The 23,323-nt window shown below is 68.8% G+C and carries 20 protein-coding genes; 8 read left to right on the top strand and 12 right to left on the bottom strand.

Annotated elements, in window-relative coordinates; all coding sequences use genetic code 11:
• The first annotated feature begins 24 nt into the window (after positions 1 to 24).
• Positions 25 to 282 (top strand): hypothetical protein, encoded by a 258-nt coding sequence (locus tag STRBO_RS40525; RefSeq protein ID WP_020115006.1) that lies wholly within the window; start codon positions 25 to 27, stop codon positions 280 to 282.
• A 244-nt stretch (positions 283 to 526) separates the two neighbouring features.
• Here the strand turns inward: STRBO_RS40525 and STRBO_RS0125055 are convergent, their stop codons facing one another.
• A complete protein-coding gene (locus STRBO_RS0125055; protein WP_005477271.1) occupies positions 527 to 1,516 on the bottom strand; it encodes a helix-turn-helix domain-containing protein in 990 nt (329 codons plus the stop codon).
• Between the two features lie 10 nt (positions 1,517 to 1,526).
• Positions 1,527 to 1,853, bottom strand: coding sequence for a hypothetical protein (locus STRBO_RS0125050; protein WP_005477261.1), 327 nt, complete (start codon positions 1,851 to 1,853; stop codon positions 1,527 to 1,529).
• A gap of 782 nt (positions 1,854 to 2,635) precedes the next feature.
• Between STRBO_RS0125050 and STRBO_RS0125045 the strand changes: the two genes are divergently transcribed.
• Positions 2,636 to 3,115 (top strand): effector-associated constant component EACC1, encoded by a 480-nt coding sequence (locus tag STRBO_RS0125045; RefSeq protein ID WP_319239509.1) that lies wholly within the window; start codon positions 2,636 to 2,638, stop codon positions 3,113 to 3,115.
• Positions 3,112 to 4,266: a caspase family protein gene (locus STRBO_RS0125040; RefSeq protein ID WP_020115004.1), complete on the top strand. Its 1,155-nt coding sequence runs from the start codon at positions 3,112 to 3,114 to the stop codon at positions 4,264 to 4,266. Before STRBO_RS0125045 ends, STRBO_RS0125040 begins: the two co-directional genes overlap by 4 nt.
• A gap of 360 nt (positions 4,267 to 4,626) precedes the next feature.
• Here STRBO_RS0125040 and STRBO_RS0125030 read toward each other — a convergent pair whose 3' ends face one another.
• From STRBO_RS0125030 to STRBO_RS0125000, 7 genes are all read right to left on the bottom strand, one after another.
• The gene (locus STRBO_RS0125030) at positions 4,627 to 5,592 is read right to left on the bottom strand and encodes a TniB family NTP-binding protein (RefSeq protein WP_005477254.1); all 966 of its coding nucleotides are present in this window, start codon (positions 5,590 to 5,592) and stop codon (positions 4,627 to 4,629) included.
• Positions 5,593 to 5,675: 83 nt separating this feature from the next.
• On the bottom strand, positions 5,676 to 7,835 hold the full coding sequence (locus STRBO_RS0125025; RefSeq protein WP_005477252.1) for a DDE-type integrase/transposase/recombinase: 2,160 nt from the start codon (positions 7,833 to 7,835) through the stop codon (positions 5,676 to 5,678).
• Positions 7,832 to 8,731 carry a TnsA-like heteromeric transposase endonuclease subunit gene (locus STRBO_RS0125020; protein ID WP_005477251.1) on the bottom strand — a complete coding sequence of 300 codons (900 nt, stop codon included), beginning with the start codon at positions 8,729 to 8,731 and terminating at the stop codon, positions 7,832 to 7,834. Before STRBO_RS0125020 ends, STRBO_RS0125025 begins: the two co-directional genes overlap by 4 nt.
• Before the next feature lie 173 nt (positions 8,732 to 8,904).
• On the bottom strand, positions 8,905 to 10,299 hold the full coding sequence (locus STRBO_RS0125015) for a TniQ family protein (RefSeq protein WP_005477250.1): 1,395 nt from the start codon (positions 10,297 to 10,299) through the stop codon (positions 8,905 to 8,907).
• A gap of 227 nt (positions 10,300 to 10,526) precedes the next feature.
• Positions 10,527 to 11,099 (bottom strand): ASCH domain-containing protein, encoded by a 573-nt coding sequence (locus STRBO_RS0125010; RefSeq protein WP_005477249.1) that lies wholly within the window; start codon positions 11,097 to 11,099, stop codon positions 10,527 to 10,529.
• Positions 11,096 to 13,180: a GNAT family N-acetyltransferase gene (locus tag STRBO_RS0125005; RefSeq protein ID WP_245170619.1), complete on the bottom strand. Its 2,085-nt coding sequence runs from the start codon at positions 13,178 to 13,180 to the stop codon at positions 11,096 to 11,098. The genes STRBO_RS0125010 and STRBO_RS0125005 overlap by 4 nt, the downstream gene beginning before the upstream one ends.
• Positions 13,181 to 13,367: 187 nt before the next feature.
• Complete coding sequence (locus STRBO_RS0125000; RefSeq protein ID WP_005477246.1) at positions 13,368 to 13,568, bottom strand: hypothetical protein; 201 nt, start codon at positions 13,566 to 13,568, stop codon at positions 13,368 to 13,370.
• 223 nt (positions 13,569 to 13,791) lie between these two features.
• On the opposite strand from STRBO_RS0125000, the gene STRBO_RS0124995 reads away from it, so the two are divergent.
• The 4 genes from STRBO_RS0124995 to STRBO_RS0124985 all read left to right on the top strand — a co-directional run bounded on the left by STRBO_RS0124995 (position 13,792) and on the right by STRBO_RS0124985 (position 18,859).
• Complete coding sequence (locus tag STRBO_RS0124995; RefSeq protein ID WP_158690957.1) at positions 13,792 to 14,637, top strand: hypothetical protein; 846 nt, start codon at positions 13,792 to 13,794, stop codon at positions 14,635 to 14,637.
• Positions 14,634 to 16,097: an SsgA family sporulation/cell division regulator gene (locus STRBO_RS42155; RefSeq protein WP_005477242.1), complete on the top strand. Its 1,464-nt coding sequence runs from the start codon at positions 14,634 to 14,636 to the stop codon at positions 16,095 to 16,097. Before STRBO_RS0124995 ends, STRBO_RS42155 begins: the two co-directional genes overlap by 4 nt.
• A gap of 216 nt (positions 16,098 to 16,313) precedes the next feature.
• Positions 16,314 to 17,954 carry a PD-(D/E)XK nuclease family protein gene (locus tag STRBO_RS0124990; protein ID WP_020115002.1) on the top strand — a complete coding sequence of 547 codons (1,641 nt, stop codon included), beginning with the start codon at positions 16,314 to 16,316 and terminating at the stop codon, positions 17,952 to 17,954.
• Between the two features lie 251 nt (positions 17,955 to 18,205).
• Positions 18,206 to 18,859, top strand: a complete 654-nt coding sequence (locus STRBO_RS0124985) for a hypothetical protein (RefSeq protein ID WP_020115001.1) — start codon at positions 18,206 to 18,208, stop codon at positions 18,857 to 18,859.
• Between the two features lie 17 nt (positions 18,860 to 18,876).
• Here the strand turns inward: STRBO_RS0124985 and STRBO_RS42150 are convergent, their stop codons facing one another.
• Positions 18,877 to 20,046, bottom strand: a complete 1,170-nt coding sequence (locus STRBO_RS42150; protein ID WP_078531407.1) for an ImmA/IrrE family metallo-endopeptidase — start codon at positions 20,044 to 20,046, stop codon at positions 18,877 to 18,879.
• Between the two features lie 630 nt (positions 20,047 to 20,676).
• Between STRBO_RS42150 and STRBO_RS0124970 the strand changes: the two genes are divergently transcribed.
• Complete coding sequence (locus tag STRBO_RS0124970; RefSeq protein WP_005477235.1) at positions 20,677 to 21,969, top strand: IS256 family transposase; 1,293 nt, start codon at positions 20,677 to 20,679, stop codon at positions 21,967 to 21,969.
• 105 nt (positions 21,970 to 22,074) lie between these two features.
• On the opposite strand, the gene STRBO_RS0124965 is transcribed toward STRBO_RS0124970, so the two are convergent.
• Positions 22,075 to 22,929 carry a hypothetical protein gene (locus STRBO_RS0124965; RefSeq protein WP_005477233.1) on the bottom strand — a complete coding sequence of 285 codons (855 nt, stop codon included), beginning with the start codon at positions 22,927 to 22,929 and terminating at the stop codon, positions 22,075 to 22,077.
• Positions 22,916 to 23,269 (bottom strand): hypothetical protein, encoded by a 354-nt coding sequence (locus STRBO_RS0124960; RefSeq protein WP_020114998.1) that lies wholly within the window; start codon positions 23,267 to 23,269, stop codon positions 22,916 to 22,918. Before STRBO_RS0124960 ends, STRBO_RS0124965 begins: the two co-directional genes overlap by 14 nt.
• Between the last annotated feature and the right edge of the window lie 54 nt (positions 23,270 to 23,323).

Raw genomic sequence — 23,323 nt, 5'->3', positions numbered from 1 at the left:
CCGGGCATCGCCTCCGCACGGCTCATGCCCGCCCAGGACAACGCCGCCAAGGTCGCCGAACGCGCCGCCGGCCACCCCCACAGCCCAGATGCCCTGCTCCTGGCCGCACACCTGCTCACCTGGCCCGCCCCCGGCCTCGAACGCGACACCGATGTCCGCCGTCACACCCGAACCCTGCTCGAGGCCGCCGTGGCCCTGCCTGCGGCCGACCGCCCGGCCGAGACGGAGCGGCTGCGCCGGGCGCTGATCGACGCCGGCGAGATCCAGGCCGCCCGCACCTGACGGCCCCGGACCGCGACCCGGCTCGCCGCCGAGCCGACGGGGGAGGCCTGACCCTCCCGGCGCACCCGGCAGCGCATGGTCGGCCCAGAGGCGGTCTCTGCGGCCACAGCGACGCCCTCAAGATGCGTGCCGGAACGCGGTGCCCGCGGAGGAGGCGGCCCCACGGGCTGGTTCGGGCACCCGGCCCCGCGTGTTGCCGCGCGGGCAGTACCTGGGCGCGGCTGCCGCTCGCCTGCGGCGGTGGTCAGGAAGCGCGGGAGGCCGGAGCCGGTCGTGGCGGTGGCGTGGGGGCCCGGACACCTGACAGTGCCGGGGGCGGCCCGAGCCGCCGCAGGTGGAGCTTGACCTGGTAACGGGCCGTGCTGCCATCGCTGGAGCGGACGACGAGGTCGTCGGCGTGGTCGGGGGCGCGGGCGGTGAGTCGGTCGAGATTGTGAGAGGTGGTGATCCAGCGGGGTGGGGTGGCGCCGTTGCGGTGTGCATCGCGGCCGGCGTGATGCTGCAGGGTGGTGGTGAAGGCCTCTTCGAGGACGCGGGCGGGGAACAGCCGGGCGAGGTCGGCGGTCGTGGCGGCGAGTTCGGAGCTCATCTCGGTGTAGATCCCGCCGCTGTACGCCAGGGGTGTCCGGTAGATGCGGCCGTCGATGCGTTGTGTGCGTGGGGGCGCGGGGCGCGTGCCGCGCTGGGTGATGACGTGGTGGTAGGCGTCGATGTACGGGCGCTGTGCGGCCGGACGGCTGATGCCGCAGGCGCTCAGGAACGTGATCAGCTGCTCGGCGCTGGCCGGCAGGCCCTTGCGGTTGACGATCCGCCAGGCGGTGGTGCGTGGCAGCAGCTTGCGGACGCGGGCGTCGTTGAGGGAGGGGGCGCCGGCTCGTTCGTAGAGTTCGGCGAGGGCGAGGGCGAGGTCCCGCTTGGTGGTGATGAACTCGGGGGCTGGTGCCTTGAGCTCGTGGAGCTTGTCGCGCTGTGCGGTGCGACCGCGGGTACGCAGGAGGCGGGCCCGGGCCCGGTCGGCCTCGCCGGCCCTGCAGGCGTGCAGGTAGGCGTCGAGGACGGCCTCGGTGGGCGCGGCGGTGCCGGACTCGGCGCGCTGGACGGCGCCGCGGGAGATGTTGGCGGCTTCGGCCAGGGTGCGCTGGGGCAGCCGGGCGGCCCGGCGCAGCTCGGCCAGGTGTTCCGCGAGGTGAGCGTAGGGGCGCTGCGGTGCGCCGTCGGCAGCAGAACGGGTCATGGACGGCCGCCTACCTGCCCGCGCCGGAGCGCACGGCGGTCTCCACGAGGACCGTCATCAGGCGGCGGCCGCCGCTGGCCGCGGCGAGCGTGGCCGCGCCGATCGCCCCGCAGCCGCCCAGCAGCACAAGGACGGTGTCCAGCTCGGTGCCGGCGAGGAACAGGCCGCAGCCCAGCCCCAGGAAGGCGATCAGCAGGATCAGCGCGTGGGTGGGCCCGAACCGCCCGGCGGTACCGTCCGGTTCGATGCCGCGGGCTGTTGGCGGCACGGCGGCGGCGGAGGGACAGGCACAGGCCGGGGCGGGGCCGGCCGGGCGGGGGAGGGGGACATGGCTCATGGCGTGCAGGACTCCGTCCTGACAGGGGCCGCCGGCGGCATGCCGGGACCCGGGCTCTGGTCGCAAAGTGACGCGTCCCGCAAGGCAGTTGGCCCTGCCACGCTGCGGGCTGCGCGGCACACAGCCTTCCACGATCCCGGATTCCGCCGCCCCACCCCGGCGCACCTTCTATCCGTTATGTGGCTTCCTGGCCTCGCGGATGTTCCCCGCTCCGCCACGAAATCCGCCGCCTCGCCGGCCCCCGCCCACCGTGCCGGCGACGTCGCCGTCCGCGCGCACAGCGCCCTGGGCGGCTCACCGTTTGTTCCAGCCGACTTGCGGCCCAGGCCCCATCAGAAAGACGGTGGTCCCAGCACAACGCCGACGGCCAAGCCGCCGGCGTTCTCCTGACGGCCCTGGTCGCAAGCCCGAACCCGTTTCAGGACTCTCCGGCAGGCGCGTTGGCCCGCGCCCGCCGACCCGCCCAGCCGGCACCGCCCTCGGTGCCGGCTCGGCGCCGTTCCCGGCATCCCCGTCCTCGAGCTGCGGTGCTCCGCGATGAGTGCGGTCCCGCGCAACGTGCGAAGGAAGCGCGGGACCGCAGGCCGCGGCCGTCCTGTCCGGCCGGGCTGTCGCTGAGGCGGGGGGTAGTTGGTGTGTGGGGTGGTGGGTGAGCTGGGGTGTTGGTGGTTGGTTGATAACTGCGTTTGGTGGGCTGTGGGGGCGGTGACCTGGGGTTGTGGGGGTTTCAGTGGGAATGGCCGGGGTGTTGTGGGTGGCTTCTGCGTCTAAGGGTTTGATTGGTGTTTTGCCTGGTCAGGGGTGTTTTGCCTGGTCGGTGGGGGTGTTGTCCTGTAGCGGTTTTCTTGATCGGTTGTGCATGGTGGTCGGGTTGGGTGCACGCCGGTCAGGGGAGGGCGAGGGTGCGGTTACAGGTGCGGGTCGGGTCGGCTGTGGGGGAGTTGCGGTCGTTGCAGGGCTGGTTGCGTGCGGATCCTGAGGTGCGCCGGTCGGCCGCGGTTGAGGTACGGGGTGGTGTGCCTGGGCCGGGGGAGATGGGCACGGGGCTTGAGGTGCTGCAGCTGGTGACGGGGAATGGGTGGAGTGCGGCGTCGTTCGTTTTGGCGGTGGTGGCGTGGCGGCAGTCCCGGCCGCAGCGGCCGCGGGTGGAGATCCGCCGCGGGGACACGGTCGTCGTCCTCATGGACTGTTCCGAGGAGGAGATCGAGCGGGCGGTCCGGGCGCTTGATGCCGCCGCCCGTGATGAGGGCGGTGGTCGGTGAGCGTGTTGCCCGATCCGGGGGCCTCGCGGGCGGTTGTGGTGGGCACGGGCCGCTATGAGCATCTGGAGCAGCTGCCGGCTGTTTCGAACAATCTGCAGGCCATGGCCGATCTCCTGTGTGGCCCGTTGTCTCTGCAACTGCCCACCGGGCATGTGACCGTTGTCGAGGATCCGGTGGCCGCGCACACGGTGGTGGGTGCGGTGAGGCGGGCGGCCGCCGAGGCTACCGACACGCTGGTGGTCTACTTCGCCGGGCACGGCCTGGTGGATGTGCAGGATCAGCTGACTCTGGCTCTGACGCACACGGAGTTCGGGCGTGTGGAGACCGGTCTGCCGTATGACTGGCTGCGTCAGGTTCTCCTGCTGGATTCCCGGGCGGAGCGTCATGTCGTGATTCTGGACTGCTGCTACAGCGGTCTGGCCCTGGGAAGGATGAGTGCGGGGTCGCCGCTTGCCGACCAGGCCGCGGTGGAGGGCAGCTTCCTCCTGGCGGCTGCGGCTGAGACTCGTACCGCCCTGGCGCCGGTGGGGGAGACCTATACGGCTTTCACCGGGGCGCTGCTCGACACGCTGCGTCGCGGGATACCCGGCGGTCCCGTGCTGCTGGATCTCGCGGCTGTCTATCGGCATGTGCGTCTGACGCTGGAGGCGCGGGGGCACCCTGTTCCGCAGGCCCGGGACCGTAACAGCGGTGCTCAGGTCGCGCTTGGACGCAATCACGCGGCTCTGCCCGCCGCACCAGTCACTGCTGCGCCTGGTGGGGGCACCGGGGAGCGGTCGTGGCCGGATCCGCGTGCGATCCGTACGGTCACGGGGTTCTTCACCGCTCTCGCGGGTGTGCGCGTGGTGAGCGGTCTGACCCAGCAGGCGGTCAGTGAGCGCTCTGCCGGGCGTATATCGGCCGGTGCCGTCAGCCGTCTGCTCAACCGCGGCTCGCTTCCCGCCACGTGGAGTACAACGGCCGCTTACCTCTCGGCCTGCGGCGTTCCCGGCGATCAGATCACGCAGTGGCAGGCCGTATGGCAGCAGCTGCGCGCGCAGACCGCGTCAGCTCAGGCGGCGAGCCCGGCAGCTTCCGAGGGCGGCGCGCCCGAGAAGAGAAGGGCATGGCCGGGGCGTTTGTCGGTGTTCCGCCGGGAGCGGGGTCACTGACCGGAGACTGCAGGGGCCGAGGAACTTGATGGCTGGGGGTGAGGCGTCGTGTTCGAGTCGTCGGACTCGCTGCCGAACAGGGTGTTCCACCCAGCGATGGCCAGAACTGCGACCACCAGGACAAGGCCAGTGGACGGCTTCTTCCACCGGCTGGACGCCGACGACGGCTTCACGTAGTGCCCTGCCCGGTAATGCCCCTTGCGGTTCGTCGGCTTTGCCACAGCTACACGTCCCCCGTTCGGTGCGACTGCTTTGTCGGGCAGAGTTTCGCAGTGATCGGCCCGTGTCGGTTCCTGAACGGCTGAGTACGGCTGATTCCGCTCGTTGCGGGAGTGGCCCGGCCTCTCGTGGTCGGGTTTGTCAGTGCCTTGGTGTGGCGCGGGCTTGTTGTTCGGCGAGGTGGTCGAGTTGTACCGCGTCGAGGGCGGCTTTGGTGATTTTTTCGGTGCCGTCGGTGATGGCGGTGATGGCTGCTTGGCGGATGAGTCGGGTGAGGCTTCCGATGCGGCCGGCGGTGCGCTGGTGGAGGTAGGTGGCGTGGCGGGGAAGGACGCCGGGGCGGTGTGAGGCGAGGTCGAGGGCGTTTTCGAGGTCGGTGATGACGTCGGTGAAGGGGCGGGTCTGGCCGTGGCGGGCGGGGAGGGGGCCGCAGGTGATGAGGGTGGCGCGGCCGGCGAGTTGGGCGCCGCGCACCCCGCTGAACAGGGGTGTGGTGGTGACGTCGATGCCGGCGTAGACGAAGGTCGCGTGGATGCGTTCGGTGAGGTCTTTGAGGAGGTCGGCGGCTTGGGCGCCGGTGGTGGTGCGGGGGTTGAGGCGGTGGATCTCGTCGATGAGGACGAGTTGGACGCCGACGGTGTTGTAGGTGTGGCAGACGGCGTCGGTGATCTGGGCCTGGGTCATGCGGGTGGTTACGGGGATGCCGAGGTAGCGGGCGAACTCGGCGGTGAGGGTCTTGGCGGTGGCGCCGGGCGGGACGAGGACGTAGGCGACCGGCACTTGAGGGTGGTGGCCGGGCGGGGTGGGGTTGCGGTGGGTGTGGGCGAGGTGGCAGGTGCGCCCGACGTGAAGCAGCGCGGTGGGTTTCCCCGCGGCTGCGGGGCCGGTGACGATCAGTGAGGGGCGTGCGGTGGTGGTCTGGTGGCGGCCGAGGATCATCAGGGTGCGCACGTGGCGGGCGAGGGTGTCAATGGCGGGGGTGCGGACGGTGACGAACGCGGAGTGGTAGGCGAGGCGTTCTTCCGGGCTGCGGGGCGCTTGGCCGGGCTGGGGTGGGGTCGGTGGTGGGGTGGTGGCGAAATGCTGCCAGCCCTGCCAGGTGGTCACCGGCCAGGACGGCCCTGTCGTGTCTGCTGTATCGGGGGTCAGTGCGCGGTCGCGGCTGCTTTTCCCGTGGGTGCCTTGGGTGTTCACCACTTCAGTGCCTCTGCCTGTGCGTCGTAGAGCCCGAGTCCGGTGTAGGGGACGGCCGGCATGATGGCGTCGCTTTCCTCGGCGTCCTGGTCGAGGTCTTGGGGCTCATCGGGGGTGTCGTCGAGATGGTCGAGGCTGTCGGTGTCCGCCCCGGGCACCGGGGTGGGAGTTGGCGGTTCCTGCTTTTGCTGGTCGTGTTCTGAGCGCGGTGGCGGCAGGGGTGTTCTGGCAGGTGCGGTGCGGGTGATCAGGCGGTGTTCGGCCTTGGTGGCATGGCCGGTGCGGGCGCGGCGCATGAGCTGGTCGAGGGCGTCGGCGAGGTCGGCCTCAAGGCTGTCGGGCCCGGTGGGGCCGGTGTGGCGGGTGATGGTGGTGCGGATGTGCTGCCACGTCTGTTCGTTGAACGGCCGGTGGACGTGGGCGCGGTGGATCCAGGGGATCTCGGCCAGTTGTCCGTCGGGCAGGCGCAGCCAGATCTGGCGGACGTCGTGGGGGTTGGTGTGGATCTCCCACTTCCCGCCGCGCGCCGCGATGGGGGAGGGCTGTCCGCGGTACGGGCCCAGCAGGTCGCAGTCGTAGGTGCGGTGGTTCAGGCGGATGCCGCGTTCGGTGATGGCCTGCCAGCGCACCGGCAGCAGTTCGAGGTAGTCGTCCCTGGTGAGGGGCACGGGTACATAGCCGGCGACCGAGATGAGGGCAGCCCACATCTGGTTCGGCGTCAGCGCGGCCCTGGGCAGCACGGGATGGCGCAGCCCTTCGTGAGGCCGGTGGTGGTAGTGGACGAGCCATTCGTCCAGCAGGTCCTGCAGCTGCGCGACCGTGAAGCACGCTTCGCGTTCGGCGTCGCGGCCGCGGCGGGTGACGTCGGAGCCGGTGTAACCGGGCAGGTGCTGGCAGAACAGCGAATTGATCGAGCCGAAGGTGCGCTCGACGATGCCCTTGGCGGTGGGAGCGAAGGGCGGGGCGGGCTGCACGCTGATGCCGAGGGACTCGCATGCGGCGGTGAACGTCCGGGACAGGAACACTCTGCCCCGGTCGACGACGATCGTCTCAGGGATCACGACGGGGCGGGCGGCCGCCTTCTCGAGGCGTTCGTCCAGGGTCAGCAGCCGCTTGTGGGCGGGCAGTTGGGTGTGGGCGAAGCGCAGGGCGTCGGGCCAGGTGGGGCGGGCCGGGTGGGGCACGGCCATCTCAGCCAGGAGCAGGGCCGCGTCCACGGCCTGCGTGCCGCCCGGGCACAGCACAGCGGCCAGGATCGCGCGCGTCGCGACATCTACCGCGATGGTCATCTCGGGCCGGCCGAGCGTCCCGTCGTCGAACAGGGCGAGGACGTCCAGGCGGGTGGTGTCGATCTGCACCTGCTCCCCGGGCCGCAGTGCGACGGTGGGGGTGTGGCCGCGTCCGTCCTCGGTGATGGGTGGGGTGCGCACGGGGCGTGCGGGATGGTCGGCGGGCCCGGCGAGCTGGCGGACAAGCCGGTAGAAGGTGGCCTGCGCCGGCATGGACACGCTGGTGCCGTGACGGTCCTGAAGGACCTGCGCGACCCGCGGCATCAGCGCGCTGACGGTGCCCTTGGAGCGGCCCCGCTGCTTGCGCAGCACGTCTTTGACCGCGGCGACCACCCTCTCGTCCTGCCGCCCTGAGAGGCTGGGGCCTCGGGTCGTGCGGTGGTCGACGAGCCCCCACAGCCCTTGTTGGCGGTACGCGAGGCGCATGCGCTGCACCGTCGTACGCGACACCCGGCCGAAGCCGAGCGCGGTCAGCTCCTCGGCCTTGGCCTGCTCCCGCTCGGCCAGCGTGTGCCGTTCGGGGTCGTACTGCTCCCGCACCGCCCCACCGCTGCCGGGCCCGCCAGGCAGACCGCATTCGACTTCCCTCACGTGCCGCTGCCAGGCCAGCGCCTTCTCCCGCGCCGCGGCCGGGGCGGTCTCGAACAGCCCCCACCGCGGTACCGCCTGAGGCTGCTCCACTTCCGCCTGCGCTCCCAGCACGGCGAAGCCTGGGTCGGCGAAGAGATGCCCCGCCAGCACCGTCTCATCGCTGCCGTCCTCGCTGGCCAGATGTACCCGCTGTCCGGCCAGGGCGACGACCTGCCACCGCGATCCGCGGAAACGGACATGCCCCCCGACCGCCACCGTCGGCCGCCCGTTGCTCACACCGCCTCCCCGCGCCGGGCGCCGGCCTCATCGCCACCTGCGTCCGTGTCCGCGTTCTCCGCGGTTTCGCTGATGTCCTGGGTCTCCTCGTCGTGGCCGTCCTCCCCCTCACCGGCCTCTTCCTGAAGGCAGCCCGCCGTCACGCCTGCATCGGCAGGGGGGAGGGAGCCGGGACTGACGACCATGGCGCGTTCGTGCAGCGGCGTATCCAGGTCTGTCGTCAGCTGTCTGTGCCACAGGGCATTAAAGACGGCGGGGAGGACCTCGATCGGGTCGCCGGTTGCTTGGGCTCCTTCGATCAGCGGCCGCGGCCGCGCGAACGCCTCGAGGACGGCCGCCGTCAGGCCGGGGCGGCCGGCGTTGCGGGGGTGGCGGTACCCGGCCAGCCATTTCAGGTTGGCGGCCAGAATGTCGTCGAGCGGTGGGAGGCGGCGGTAGGTCCAGCCGATGTGCCCGCACGCCTCGGTTACGGCCTGGGCGGCGCCCAGGGCGCGTTCGCCGCCGGCGTCGGGGTGGCTGGGGCAGTCGGCGAGCAGGGCGGTGCCGTCGGTGTAGCGGGCGAAGAGCTGCGGCACCCAGGAACGCACCTGCCCGCGGGGGTTGCGCCACAGCAGCCGCACCGGCTGCCCCGCCAGGGCGGTCACGTCCGGGTCGCGGTCCAGGACCATCAACTGGGTGCGCATCGCGTTCGAGCCGGCCGACACGTGCCGTCCGGTCGTGGCCGACCACCACAGGCCAGGTCCCCACCGCCGCCCCGGGATCACCGGAAACGCGGACACCGGCGGCAGGTCCTCGAACGCCACCGCGAGGGCGGCGTCCGCCCACCGCTGCTGGACCACCTGCCCGATGGGGTCGAGGAAGACCGCCTCGAAGCCGGCCCCGCGAGCGGCCGTCATCCGCCCGTTCCGGCTCCCCGGCCCGGCTGTATCTGCGTTGATCACCTGCTTCAGCCAAGCTGTATCCGCGTGCAGGCAGGGTGGTTTTGGGGATTCCTGCCACGAACGGGCACCGCATGCGCTAACAGTTGACGAGCCCTCCGGGAAGCTGCCCGCGCGCTGCCGCCGGTCCTTCACCCGCCGTCTTCGTGGCTGGCCGCCAGCATGTCCGTCAAGGCGTCGGCGGACATTCCCGCCCACTGGGCGACCTCTTCCAGGGGCATCCCGGCGTTCGCGGCCGCCAAGGCAGTCCGCTTCCAGGCATTCTCGATGAGGGTGGCACTGTGGCGAAGGTTGCGCAGGAGCTGTCGGGCGACGTCGGCGGTGGGCCCGGTCTGCACTCTGCGCAGCTGGAGCAGCTGTTCCTCGGCGCCCTCGATCGCCCGGGTGATCAGCGCCCGCTGTTCGGCGGACACCGTCGCCCGCCACATCCTCCCCGATCCGGGCGCCTTCTTCTCTTTGCCCAGCACCCGCAGTTGCCCGGCCATGGTCGCGCTCTGGTTCTCCTGGCGCAGCCACCAGGGGTCGTTGTCGTATCCGGGTGGTCCGCCAGTCCCGCGGCGCAGACGGATGACGCTGCCCATCCAGGAGGTCAGCGGGCCGCCGTAGTCGGTCGCGGCCAGTGGCCCCAGCCACGGGCGGTCCACCCGCTCGCCGAGCCGGCGGCAAAACGCGCCGTCGGCGGGCAGTGGCCGTGGCTGCTTGGCGCCGCTGTCGGTCCACGCCAGCTGGGCCATGGCCGGGTCCAGCAGCGCGTCGGCGACGGCCACCACCTCGGGGAAGACGACCGCGTCCCGCCCCACGATCCGCCACCGCTCCAGATCACCGCCGGCGTTACCGCCCGCGACCTGGTGCAGCCGCCGCGGCCAGATCGTCTCCCGCTCCCAATGCAGGCCCTGCTCCCACCACCGGGCCACCACCGCATGCGACAGGGCGAACACCCTTGCCGGCTCGGCTCCGGCCCGGACCGCCCGCCGCGCCACCTTGGTCCACCGCCGCTGCGCCGCGGTCACCTCCGGCAGATCCCGCAGGTCGAGGTGCTCGAGGGGCTGGTCGGCGTCCGCATCCAACTGCCACCGGCCGTGCCGGACACACACCCGCTCCCATCGCGGCACGTACCGCACCACCCGCACGGCCGTCCCCGTACGCCGGGCCGCGCACAGGCGGCAGCCGAACGCCACCGGCCCGGCGACCGCGCCCCCGGTCCGCCACGCCGCCGACGGCACCCCGTCCTTTCCGGCCGACAGCTTGGCGTCCTCCTGTCCCCAGGACGGCAACGCCCGGGCCAGGACGTTCTCCTCGACGCCGCACAGGCTTGCCAGAAGCTGCCGTCCGACTGCGTTGAGCAGCACCTCGGCGTCGGCCCGCGCGCCCCCGCCGTCGTGCCCCGGAGGGTAGTTGCGCCACTGCCAGCAGGAGCGCAGCGTCTTCGCCTCCAGCCCGTAGCTGCCGGCTAAGCGGCAGATCAGCGACGCGGTCGTCTCACCCTGCAGAGGAGCGGTCCGCAGGAGGCCGGGATGAGGGGGCATGTCACCACACTCTCGCGTCTGTCGTTCAGGGCGGGCGCGTTCGCCAGGGAAGGTGGTGGTGTGGATCCAGATGTGCAGTGGGGGCTGGTGTAGTCGACGGCCAGGAACGGGCCAAGTCAGGGCCGCTCCCGGCGGTGGACGCCTCTTCAGCGGGATGTCCCGGCCACGGCCGTTCGGCGCGTGTCTTGCGCCCGCGCGGTGACGGCGCGGACGCTCTTTCGGGCGGGTTATCGCGTAGGCGCGCTGGTGACGAGCATTGCCGAGCGCAGGGGGTCGGGTGTTCGCGCGGGCGTGGGGTGTGGGGGAGCGACGTGAGGTTTACCAGGGCGGGGAGGTGGCGTGGGGAGCTGGTCGAGGAGTTCGTCGGCGGCGTCGTGTCCGGCGACCAGGTGCTGCAGTGTCTCGGTGGTGAGGTAGCGGTAGCTCTGTGGGGGGTGGAAGGCGCTGGTGGTGCGGAGGTGGTCGAGGGGGACCGGGCTGGACAGCGGGCGGGGGGAGTCCAACAGGAGGGCGGAGGCGCGGGCTGCGCCGTCCATGTAGGCGGTGTATTCGGCTTTGCTGATGCCGCAGTTCTTGCGGTGGCGGCGCCAGATCTGTCCGGGGGCGGCGGTGTCCACGCCGGTCAGGCGGGCTGTTCCGGTCAGTGCCATGACGGGTGAGGTGGTGTAGATGATTACCGGTGTGCCGGGGGGGACGGCGACGCGTTGGCGCCGTAGTTCGACGGTCTTGGTGCCGGTGAGGATGGCTGTGGCGAACCGCGGGTGGAGCGAGAGCAGCAGGGCTCGTTCGGGGGTGTTCACCGCAGTCGGTGGCCTTCCTCGTACAGGGCGCGGAGCAGGTCGGGTGAGATCTTGGAGACCGACTGTACGTTGACCTTCTGCCCGTGCCTGGCACCGAGTTCGACAAGTCGCCGGTGGGACACCGTGGATGGGAACAGTGCGGTGTCGGAGAAGCGCAGGGCCATCGCCTGGCCCGCGTACTTCTCGGAAGTTTCCAGCACGTCTTTGCGACGGTAGACGCCGAGGTGCTTGAACTGCCCGTAAAGGCGCTCGCCGTCGTCGATGACGCACTGCTCGAGTCTGGAGCAGGCAAAGACAGCGGACACTTTCATGGTGTCGTCGCTGCTGGCGTACCAGAGGATGCGTGCCGGGGCGCTCTCCCCGCGCGGGAGCGGGGCACGGTAGTAGACGTGCTCGCGGCTGAGGCCGAGGTTGTGGTCGCGCGCGAGGAGTCCTTCGGGGTAGCCGAACAGCTCGTAGCTCCAGCGCGGCTGGACGGGAATGAGGAAGGTGGGCAGCTCGGCGTCGGTGATCTTCACGGGCCACCAGGCGTGTTCGACTGCGGACGCGGCGGTGGCAGGTAACGGAGCGGTGAGCGGAGGCAGCGTCAGATCGAGCCGTTCGGCGAGTTCGGCCGCGTGGGCGTCGAGGGCTGGAGTGTCGGTGAGCCGGTCCAGGACGAGCGCGACGAGGCTTCTGTCGCCGGCCGGGCGGAAGGCGTCCTCCTCGGCGGCCGCCCGGACTGTCCGCTGCAAATGGGGATCACTCAGACGGAGGATTTCGACGCCCTCGGTGCGGCAGCGCTGCCGCAGCAGGAACAGAAGCTGCCGGGCCAAAGTGGCGCCGAGCGCATGCTGCTCGTCCACGCGCAGCAGCGAGACGTGCAGTTCGCCGTCGCGGATCTCGTGGCAGTAGGTGGCCAGCAGCCGACCGTCCTGGTCGGTGATCTGCTGGCGAATCCACCGGCCCGGCAGGGCGGCGAAGTCCCGCAGCCGCTTTTTGAAGGCCTTCTGCTTCTCGCCGGCGGGCTTGTTGAGGAAGACCAAGTGCTGCTGCTCCTGGCCGGCGGCGACCGCTGCCGTGGTCATGGCAGTACCTAGCAGGCTGCCAGGCTGGTAGGCCTGCGCGCGGGTCAGTTCATCGATGGCCAGCACGCTGTCGGTCGGCCCCAAAATCCGCACCCCGCACACCTTCTCCGCCACAGGGCTGAGGGCGATCAGACCTTCATCGCGGGTCACCAGCAGTTGCACGCCTGCGGCGTGGGCCTGGACGACATAGGCAAGATCTGCGCTGTCATTGGGCGTGCGGGGCAGCTCGATGCCCAGGTCTTCCCAGGCTGCCTCGATCAAGTTCCTGAGGACCTGGTCCTCGTCGATCTGTTCGAGTTCAGGGTGGTGATAGCCCATCAGCGCATGGATCTGGACCTTGCGTTCGGCGGCATGGCCGCTGTTATGGATCTCGGCGACGAGCTGTGGCAGAACGACCAGTTTGAGCAGGTCCACCAGCCAGGTGGCGGCCAGGGCCTTGGTTTCCTGCGCGCCGTTTCGTGGGAGCGAGCTGTGCAGGTCGGCGAAGATGTTGCAGTCCATCGCTGCTGTCACCAGCGCCGGCGACTCGATGTCGGTGAACAGGTCGGGATGGCCGTGGCTGCGCCACCACACCACCAGTGGTTCACGTGATTGGCCGCGGCCGGCGACCTCCGTGCGCATCTGGAAGCCCAGCCGGGTCCACATCTTCTCGAGGCCGTAGTTCTTGCGGCACTTGAGTGTGATGCCCAGCCGGTCGGCATGCCGTTCGGAGATGGCGTTGACCAGCTCCGCGTTGATGCCCTGGCCGCGGTAGTGGTCGTCGACGCACAGGTGCGTCAGGCGGACCCGGTCGCCGGGCAGGCCGTACAGGGCGTAGCCAGCCAGTCGACTGCCCTCGACGGCGGCCAGCAACGTGGCGGCCTGCGCGGCCTGCCGGAACGCCGCGTGCGGCAAAAACCCCAGCGTCTTGCGATTGCGGTCGCCCAGGCCGATGACAGCGGCCAGCAGCTGCTCGTCGTCCGCGTTCACCGCCGCGATCCGCACTCTCCCCGCACTCACCGCGTTCACCGGCACAGCGGCATCCCCCGATACGTCTGATGATCTGTTAGACACAGAGTGTGGTCGCCTTGGTCACCTTTGTCAGCCGAACCTGCGGCATTTCGCCTGCAAGTGGCTCAGACAGCCGTCAAGACGGGGGGTCTTGGGGGCGGCAGTCGCAGACTCGGCTGCTGCCCCCAAGACCCCCCGGTTCGCGGCGAGGTCAGCCGATGATGGCGTGGAAGAACATCACGCCGACTCCGAAGCCGGCACCCGCGGCGAGGCCGGCGGCGGGCAGCGAGCTCTGGGCGAGGTAGGTCAGCACGCCGGCACCAGTGCCGGTGAGGACGCCGAGCATCAGCACGATGGCGCTGCGCAGTCCGAGGAGCGGCTGGCCGGCGGGCTGCTGGGTGTCGTGGGTCATGGTGAAGTCCGCTTCTCTTGGTGGCATTTCGCCCCGGGCGGGGCGTGTGGTCGTGAATGCTCTAGCCATCAGCCGCCGCTTTCCCCCCGCCCACCAGGGTGTGACGTGAGTCTCATAATTTTCTCTTGGTTTGGGCGAGGGGAGAGGTGCAGCCGGGGCCTATGACCTCTGCGACAGGCTGAAAAGCGGGCCCACGGGGGCGGCAGAGCGCAAGGGAGCGAGTGTGCCGGATGAGATGTGCCTGGGGGATGCCCTTCAGGGCCTCTTGCGGGAGGACCAAGAGCTCGAGGAGCTCAGCACCGCAGGCCTGTTGAGCCTGGAGAACACACTCGCCGCCACCCCTTCCGACGAAGCTGGCCGCCTTGCGCGCCGTGCCGCAGAGGTCCGCATCGTCGACATCCTGCGCGCCGACAACTTCCAGGGCCCGCGCTACGAGAAGACCACCACCCGGCTGATGGAGTACGGGTGGCTGACCATCAACAAGTGGACGGGTACCGGCGAGATCTTCGCCCAGTCCCGGCGAGCCGGCCGGCCCGTCCCGCTTCACATGACCGCACCCGACTGGGACGCCGACGCCCGCTCCGAGGTCGCCACCGAGACCGTCGTCGCCGGCCTGGACCTGTTCCTCGAGCACGGTCTCATCCGCGGCAAGTGGAACCCGTACGGCGGCGCCAGCCTGGCCACCTACTTCGTCGGCGCCTCCATTCGCTCCTTCCGCACCGTCTATATCCGCTGGTTCCGCGGCGTGCAGTTGGGGCAGGCTGAACTGGTCCTGCCCCCAAGCGACGACGGAGCGTCCAGCGACCGGGACATCCCCGATCAGCGCGCTACCGACCCCTTCTACGCCGCAGCCACCCACGACGAAATCAAGCGCATCCTCCCGTACATCACCGATACCAAGGTCCGCAGAGGACTCGCCCTGCGCGCGCTGGGCCACACCCAGCAGCAGGCCGCCGCCGAGGTCGGGCTGACCGAGAAGGCGCTGGAAGGCCGCATCGGCCGACTCCGCGCCCGCATCCTCACCGACCTGGCCGAGAAGTCCGACCTCGGGGAAGGGGGAGCACGATGACCGTCCGGAAGGGCGAACCCATGGACCACCTCGCTGCGACCGATGAAGAATTCGACGCGCTGCTCGACGCTTCCAGCCTGGGAGCCCCGCACGTCGTCGCCACCACCGGCGACATTCCCGCCACCGCCCGGCGCCGTATGGCGCACGCTGCCAGCCGGCCACCGAAGTCGCTCGGCATGCCCGACAACACCTCATACCCGCAGCCGGACGACGAAGCCGACAGCCGCCCTGCCGCGCCCACGGATGCGGAAGAGGCAGCGCAGGAAGTCCAGCTATTGCGCTGCGGGATCCTGATCGGGGCAACGAGCACCGGCAAGAGCGCGGTTTTGGCTGCTCTCCTCGCCTATCGGCACCTCAGCCTCGGCAGCAGACGCCAACTACTTGCACCACGCTTCTGGATGGATCCCTCGGCAGCCGACCTACTCCGCAGCACACTGAGGCCGACGGGCGGATTCGACGAAGCCGTCAGGTCAGGCAGAGCACAACGCGGCATCCCTCGTGGCGACGGGACGGTGATCTTCTCCAGGCGCCAGGACACGCAGCCATGGCACGACATGCTGGTCTCCGTGCTGCGCAGCCCAAGCGGTGAACCACAGGCGATCCCCTCCTTCACCGATGCATGCCGACAGGCAATGCAGCTTCTCGCGCCGGACATCCAGATGCACGCATCCCCTACACTCCACACGCTCGGCTGGGCATGGGCGGGGCGGAAACAGCAGAGACTGCAGAACCTGCGGCACATGATCGAGCCATGGGCGCATCCCGCGCAGCCCTTGTTCAGTGCCACACCCACGGGGCTTCTTGTGCATCCTGCACCGGCCGCACGCCTCCACATCGCGCGCTTCACCACCTGCGCTTACACGGCGGTCGGCGGCGGACTGCTGCTTCCGAAGACAGGTGCTGCGCCTCAACACCCTCGCTGCGCCCGAGACAGCAGCAGAACAGGTCGGGACCGGAGGCAACCGGCCGCCTCAGGCGGAATGACGCTGCGGCAGACGCTGGTTGGCGGGGTGCACGAACTGTCTGCCGAACTGCCTATGTTGCTCCACATCGAGGAACGCGAGTCACTGGCGCTGACCTCAAGCTTGCACACCCGGCTGACATATCGCGTATCTGACCCCTACGCAGTGGAAGCACGCTTTCGGGCAGACGACCAGGGCGAAACGGTGTGGATTTTTGCCAGGGACCTCCTGAGAGACGGCCTGGAACGCAGAAACGGGCTCGGCGACGTCAGTGTCTGGCCCGACGTTGGGAAGCGAGGACGGCCACGGGTTTTTCTTCGGCTCTCCTCGCCGGAGGGATCTGCACTGCTGTCCGCTGAGTATGCCGACGTACGAGCGTTCCTCGAAGCCGGCAGCAACATGGTTGCCTACGGCGCGGAGCATGCACATCTCCTACCAGCGCTCAACTCTTTGGAGACGACGATAGGAGAGCTGGCACGGCCCGGCCGGTGTGATTAGGCAACCCAGTACAGCTCGTTGGCCCAAGGCACAGCGTTGCATGATGGCGGCGTGACGGCGGGGAGCAGCAGCGTCCGGGGTGCGCTATGCGCACCGTGGACCTGGTGCTGCGACGAAGTCGCCGCTGTCAAACCGAAACCCCCATGCTCCGTGCCGGTTTTATACTGCGGCGTCTGCAGGAACTCCTGATGGTCCACGCAATAGGGGGTGTGGTCAGTGTCGACCCTGGACCCGCGGGAGCAGCTCAGCCGCTATGAGGGGGCCCTTCGGGTATGGGCCTCTGACGCGGAGAGCTACGCCGCCCGCTGCGGTGTCTTCTCGGCGGCCAAGGCTCGTCGACGCTTCACCGCGGTCGGCTGGGAGCGACGTTACGGCGACGATCCGCTCATGCTCGGAGTGATCCGGAAGATCATCGTTGCGCTCCACCGTGATGAGCGCACCGCCACCTGGGAAGGGTTGCAGGAAGCCCTCCGCGAGCAGATGGCACAGTGTGCCGATCTCCATCCGGGGCTGAGAAGGTACGTTGCGCACGCGGTGGAGCAGTATCTGGACGCGCACGATGAACTCGCTGCGCAGTACGGGGAGATGCGGTTCGTCGCCTTTGACCCCGTCATCGGCGGGCAGGGCAGAGAGGTCATCGTCTGGGCGACCTTGTACTGCAGCGCCGACGGAGTGCGGGAGGTCCGACGACTGCGCGTGAAGAAGGCCCGCGGCAGCACCGAGGAACATGATCGCTGGGCGACGGTCGCCGCCTACATCGCTAACGGCGTGCCGATGCGGATGCCGCCTACGAGGATCCGTGTCGTTGAGGTCGGCTTGTTCGACGGCTCCACCGCGGTCGTCTTCGAGGGCACGCCGGATGAGGTCCGCGCGCGCTACGAGGCGCATGGACGCCCTGTTATCAGGGGCCTCGTCGAGCCCGTCGGCTACCGCCCCGGTCAGCCGTGCCAGAAGTGCAAGCTGGCGGGGTGCTGTCCCAGCCTGCAGGACCTTTCGGGCTGTCTTGGCCAGCGACGGCCGGGTACGCACACCCGCTCGGTGAGCGCTGCCGATCTCGAGCTGTACTTGAAATGCCCCTCCCGCTGGTATCTCGAGTCGGAGTTCAGGCTGCCAGCGGACAACACCTCGTCGGACGCGTCGGACCGTGGCCGCGCCATCCATAGGTGGCTTGCTCAAGCTCACGCGCGCGGCACCAGGTGTACCGATCAGGACGTCGCGCCTTACGGCCAGACCGGGGTATTCACGGGAACCCTCACTGCAGAAGAATATGGCAAGGTGCGTGAGTTCCTTATCGCGCATGCTCGTTCGTGTCCATTGTCCGATGATGGTGCCAAAGTTGTTTCGGTCGAACCCTCGGTCTACGGATACGATGAAAACGCGGACGTGGTGATCGCTTCCCAGCCTGATCTGGTTTACCGAGACGCGAGCGGAAGAATTTTCGTACGCGAAACTAAGACGACAACGCAGATGCCTGCAGACGAGAGTGACGCCTTCGATCGCTTCTTTCCGGTCCCTTGGCTGATCAATATAGCCTTCACCGCGAAAGATGCCTTCGGTGAATCCAAAGGACTTCCCAAAATTGAACTAGAGGTGATCACTCCAGAGGAGACACGGGTGTTCTCCTGGGATTTGGAGCGTGATCAGGACGTGGTCCGCATGGCGCGGGCCGAGGTCCGCCAGCGGGCCAGTTCCTGGATTCGGGACGCTGCATGGTCCCCGTCACCCGGACGTCAGTGCACCTGGTGTCCCGTCAGGCGGTGGTGCCCTGACGCGGCGGACGCCCAGAGCAGTGTTGGCGAGCAGTCGCATGTGTATGACGAGCCGTGCACTGGCCTGCAGACGGGCTTGTCCGAGTAGCCCCACGGAGAACACGTGCACGGCAGACCGGCAGAGGGCTAGGCTTGCGTGAGGAGCATATCGGCACGAGGTCGTACGAGTGCGTTACGGGAGGGTAGTTGGATAGGCCGCTACCCACCCCCGGGGGGATGCTGCCCCGCGGCGCGAACCTTCGGCCCCGGCCGTCCCTGCCGCCGGCGCGTCGGTACGCGGTCGATCCGTCACTTCCCCGGCGTCGTCGTCCCGTCACCACTGCTCTGGCGGATACCGGCATGCTCTACGCCCTGGCCCACCGCCCGAAGTACCTGGAGATGTTTCTCGAGTCCTACGGGGAGACGGTGGCCGTGGCCACGGCGGTCGAGGAAGAGATCCGCAAGATCGCGCGGGTCCCGCGGGTCACCCGTGCACGCCGGAACCTGGTGCTGATGGGCGCCTGTGCGGACCGCCTCGTCGCCAAGCTCGACGACAAGACCATCACCGTGCTCGAGCCCTCCGAGGAGTCGGCCGAGCTGGAGTCCACGGTGCAGCAACAGCTCCGGGAGCTCGACCGCGCCGCGGCGGAGCGGCGGGGTACGGTGTGGCGTCCCGTCGATGCGGACAGGGCGAAGCGCCATAACGGCGAGATTGAGAGCATCCTCGTCGCCACCGACATCATCAAGGCCGGTGGTACAGCCATCGTGTTGACCAACGACGGGGGCGCCAGCCGGGTGGCATGGCGGCAGGGGGTGTCCGCGCGGAACCTGCGCGACATCCTCGCCGAACTGGCCTGCGAGAACCCGGACATGAAGGAAGAAGACCTCCTGACAGCGTTCAACGAGATGACGGTCGACTTCGGCACGTTGCCCGCCGACGTCCGTCCGGCCGACTCCTCCGCCTTCCGGTGCCGCGCCCTCGCCGGTGTGTGCCACTTCTGCGGTGACCGTTGACGCGTTAGCCCAGCCCGCTACCGCTCTGGCGTCGCGGCGAGGTCCCACCCCGCGGCGCTCAACTGCCGCGCGGCCTCCCCCTCGTCCCCGTCCGCGATCACGTCGGCTACCGTCGGCAGACTTACGACGTTGCCCGCGAACGCGGCCAGAACGTGGTCGGTCAGCCGGGGTGAGGCGTACCGTCGGCCCTCGGCCTCCGCCATCTGAGCCCACGCTGCACCAGCTCCCACGCTGGCCATCATCGACGCGACCGCCAGGTCCTCGCACTGATCCAGCAGCGAGTCCGAGGGCGTCAGCGGGTACGGCGACTCCCTCAGCGCCTTGAGTGTGGCCTGCCGGCTTATCCCGTAGGAGAGCATGATATCGACGACGACCTGGTTCACATCCGACAGGTCCTTCGCTGGGCCATGCTTCTCCAGAATTTCCTCCAGTGCATCTTCCGGGAATAGGAAGTGGCGAGAAAAAGAGTCTGCGATGATCTCTGGAATGGCATGAGAATTCTGCGCCCGATCAATGATGAATTGCCCACTGTCCTGATACAGGACATGGCTCAGTTCGTGCGCAAGTGTGAATCGCTGAAGCGCCCAGTAGTCGTTCGAATTAATGAGAATCGCCCAGGTCTTGCGACTCCCGCGACTTTCTGGAACTGAAATGCCGTGAACGTTCGTGGGCAAAGGCCGATATTCCACCAGGCACCCCAGGCCCTCAACGAAGCCTGTAAGATCCTCGATCGGCTCGAACGGATCCAGATTGAGCTGAGCCCTTAGCCGGACGGCAGTCGTCTTGCCATCTTCCTTCGGCTTGTACAGCCTTCTTGACACAGGAAAGCGGGAAAGGTCTTCAGTCGGTGTAGTGAAGCCCCAATGCTCGGCCAGTCGATCGGCTGCCAGAAGCTTCATGGCATGTTCGACCGGCTCGACCACATCGTGTTCGACTTCCGCAGTACCCAGACGCAGACTCACGCCAAGTGAAGGCTTCTTCGCGCCCGTCAGGACGGTGGGATCCACTCCCAGCAGCGCCCCTAGGAGCGATGCTTCCCGCCGGGAAGGAAGACGCTTGCCTTGCAGCAGCTCATCCCCGATCTCAGGCGATCCGAAGAGCTCTATCAACACAGACGGAGTGACGTCGTTACGGGAGAGCAGGCTGCTCAGCGCGCGGGCATCAAAGGTTGCGGCCTCATTGCTCACCCGCGTCACCTCCTTGGCCTCTCCCTCTGCGTGCCCACACGTGCGCCCCCTGCAGCAGCGCGGACACCGTCTCCAACGACTCTCCCCCTGTCTCTATCCTGTCCTGGCAACAGGCTTTCAGTCGCAGAAATCTGCAGTCTACGACCGCCCCCTACGCCAACCAGGATAGAGGCGGGCACTGACAATCGCGAAGGCGCGGCAGGCAGGGCGGGGGCCTTGCCCAGGGCACTGCTTAAGCCAGCTGACCAGCGACTATGTGTGACCCGCGAGTGCCTCGGGCGACAAGCGGGGCTCGTGGCGGCAGTGCACCTTGCGAGACTGGTAGCCCTTCGCTGCCTCAACCTGCGGCTGAGGCCACGCCCCAGGGAGTGATCTCGGGGGGTCACGACTGTCTGTCCCTTCCCCGGCAGCGCCCGCGAGACGGCAGTACCCGTCCGGTTACCAGCGCAGTGCTGCGCTGGCATACCCGATGCTCGCCCCATCAAAGCAGCCTTGCCCATGCAACGTCACCCTATTGGGAGAGTTGCACCCATTCGTAAAGCACCAGCCGAGATTCCTTGGCGGGCCCCTATCAGCGCAGGGGGGACTGTAAAACGTTCGGTGTAACTCCTGATCAAGGAAGATGCATCGATGACCAGCGACAACGTGACCGAGGTTGAACCCGGCGAGCCGTCTGAGGCGGCGTCGGCGAAGTCTGTGGACGACCGGCTCATTGACGAGCTGGTGGGCCGGGCTCAGGCCGAGGGCCTGCAGCTGACCGGTGAGGGCGGGCTGCTCCAGCAGCTGACGAAGCGGCTGCTGGAGTCCGCTCTCGAGGGTGAGATCACCGACCATCTCGGCTATGACAAGCACGATCCGGCCGGGAAGAACGGCGGCAACAGCCGCAACGGCACCCGGGCCAAGACCGTGCTCACGGACGTCGGCCCGGTGGAGATAGCCGTGCCACGCGACCGTGAAGGCTCGTTCGAGCCGAAGATCGTCAAGAAGCGGCAGAAGCGTCTGTCAGGCGTCGACGAGATGGTCATCTCACTGTCCGCGAAGGGGCTGACGACTGGTGAGGTCCAGGCCCACCTTGCCGAGGTCTATGGAGCCGAGGTGTCCCGGCAGACCATCTCCACGATCACCGACAAGGTTCTCGAGGGCATGGCCGAATGGCAGAACCGACCGCTCGATGCCGTCTATCCCGTGATCTTCATTGACGCCATCCACGTGAAGATCCGTGACGGGGCGGTGGCCAACAGGCCCATTTACGTGGCCCTGGCTGTCACTGTCGAGGGCCGGCGGGACATCCTGGGCCTGTGGGCCGGCGACGGCGGCGAGGGCGCCAAGCACTGGATGCACATCCTCACCGAGATCAAGAACCGCGGCGTCAACGACGTCCTCATGCTCGTCTGCGACGGTCTCAAGGGCCTGCCCGACGCCGTCGGGACCGTCTGGCCCCGCACCACGGTCCAGACCTGTGTGGTCCACCTGCTGCGGAACTCCTTCCGCTATGCCGCCCGCCAGGACTGGGACAAGATCGCCCGCGTCCTCAAGCCCGTCTACATCGCGGCGACCGAGGAGGCTGCCCTCGACCGGTTCGCCGAGTTCGCCGATGCCTGGGGCAAGAAGTACCCGGCGATCGTGCGGCTCTGGGAGAACGCGTGGGAGGAGTTCACGCCGTTCCTCCGCTTCGACACCGAGATCCGCCGTATCGTCTGCACCACCAACGCGATCGAGTCCGTGAACGCCAGGATCCGGCGGGCGGTCAAGGCCCGCGGCCACTTCCCGAACGAGCAGGCCGCATTGAAGTGCGTCTACATGGCCATCATGTCGCTGGACCCCACCGGCAAGGGCCAGGCCCGCTGGACCATGCGCTGGAAGACCGCCCTCAACGCCTTCGACATCACCTTCGACGGCCGACTCTCCGCAGCCCGCCAGTAACTCCAACCACCCTGGTTACACCGCTCGTTTGACAGACCCGCGCAGGGCACTCAGCTTGGCGTTTAACGTTGCAGGTCGGGTGACCTGCAACGTTAAACGCCAAGCTCAGGGGGCGAAGGCTGTGTAGGTGCCGGTGGTGAGGCCGGAGAAGGTGATGAGTTGGCGGGGTTTGAGGCAGGTGAAGGCGATGTGCATCGTGATGCCGGTGGCGATGGCGTAGGGCGTGGTCTGTTCGATGAGCAGGGCGGGGGGCAGGGCGATTTCCGCGGTGATGACGGTCGTGGCCACCAGGCGCCACAGGCGGACGTCCCGGCTGGTGAGGTTGCCCATGTGGCGGCGGACGGGGGCGGGGATGGCGTGCTGGCTCCGGTAGGGAAGCCGGTCTTTGACCTGGGTGTAGGTGTGGACCCATTGGGCCAGGTAGAGGCCGGTGCGGAACTGTGGGGAGGTGAGTTTGTGCCAGGCGCTGTTCCAGTAGACGTCTGTGGTGATCAGTACGAGGAGGCACAGTGCCCAGGTGTTGGCCGTGCTGGAGCCGTGCTCGATTGTCGGGCCGTGGCCGAGGTCGCCGGCGACGAGGAGGCAGCCGCCGGTGAGCAGGGTGTAGCGCACGGCGTTGGGGCTTTTGAGGTAGCACAGTTCCATCGCGGTACCGGCCAGGACGATCACGAGCGCTGCCCGGGGCGCCAGGCCCGCTGCGAGGGCGGCGGCCGCGGCCGTGCGGGCGATCAGCACGGGCCGGTAGGCGCCGGTCAGGCACCGGGCCCGTGCGGGGCCGTAGCGCTGCTCGGCGGTGTGGGTGCTGAGCGAGCCGGGGGTGAACCGGTCCCATCCGTCCTGGCCGAAGGAGAGGGCGAACCGCAGGGTACAGACGGTGCCGTAGAGGATGCGGAACAAGTGGAGCCGTCCGGGATCGGTGGGGTGCTGGAAGCCGGAGGCGAGGGCGTCAACGAACCACACTGTCGGTCACCTCGATCGGCTGCTCGCCCTGCGCGCAGAGGACTCGTCCGCGGCCGTCGATGCGGTCGTACCCGCCGGTGCGGGTCAGGTGGTTGATGATCGTCTGGAGCCGCTCGGGGCTGAGGAGGAAGCTGCCCGGGGAGAGGTAGTGGTAGGGGTTCACCGGTTCGGTGCGGCCGTTCCTGGTGCCGTCGAGGGTGATGATCGTGAAGCGGGCGCGGCAGAACATTCTCCAGCGCAGCCACCTGCCGGGCAGGCTCGTGAACCCGGTGAGCATCCATCCGACGAGGGCGGCGGTGACGGCGAGTTGGACAGCGGACAGCACAGATGTGGCGTGCATGGGAAAGGGGTCTCCGTGATGGGGAGGGTGACGTGGTGAGGGGCGCCGCGCGAG

Source organism: Streptomyces bottropensis ATCC 25435 (assembly GCF_000383595.1).
Taxonomy (GTDB): domain Bacteria; phylum Actinomycetota; class Actinomycetes; order Streptomycetales; family Streptomycetaceae; genus Streptomyces; species Streptomyces bottropensis.
The sequence above is the reverse complement of the archived record's forward strand: the minus strand, read 5'-3'. Positions and strand labels throughout refer to the sequence as shown.

Bases quoted from the DNA above. Each gene is read 5' to 3' on its own strand.
- STRBO_RS40525 (WP_020115006.1), top strand. From the start codon at position 25: ATGCCCGCCCAGGACAACGCCGCCAAGGTCGCCGAACGCGCCGCCGGC.
- STRBO_RS0125055 (WP_005477271.1), bottom strand. From the start codon at position 1,516: ATGACCCGTTCTGCTGCCGACGGCGCACCGCAGCGCCCCTACGCTCAC.
- STRBO_RS0125050 (WP_005477261.1), bottom strand. From the start codon at position 1,853: ATGAGCCATGTCCCCCTCCCCCGCCCGGCCGGCCCCGCCCCGGCCTGT.
- STRBO_RS0125020 (WP_005477251.1), bottom strand. From the start codon at position 8,731: ATGACGGCCGCTCGCGGGGCCGGCTTCGAGGCGGTCTTCCTCGACCCC.
- STRBO_RS0125015 (WP_005477250.1), bottom strand. From the start codon at position 10,299: ATGCCCCCTCATCCCGGCCTCCTGCGGACCGCTCCTCTGCAGGGTGAG.
- STRBO_RS0125000 (WP_005477246.1), bottom strand. From the start codon at position 13,568: ATGACCCACGACACCCAGCAGCCCGCCGGCCAGCCGCTCCTCGGACTG.
- STRBO_RS42155 (WP_005477242.1), top strand. From the start codon at position 14,634: ATGACCGTCCGGAAGGGCGAACCCATGGACCACCTCGCTGCGACCGAT.
- STRBO_RS0124985 (WP_020115001.1), top strand. From the start codon at position 18,206: ATGCTCTACGCCCTGGCCCACCGCCCGAAGTACCTGGAGATGTTTCTC.
- STRBO_RS0124970 (WP_005477235.1), top strand. From the start codon at position 20,677: ATGACCAGCGACAACGTGACCGAGGTTGAACCCGGCGAGCCGTCTGAG.
- STRBO_RS0124960 (WP_020114998.1), bottom strand. From the start codon at position 23,269: ATGCACGCCACATCTGTGCTGTCCGCTGTCCAACTCGCCGTCACCGCC.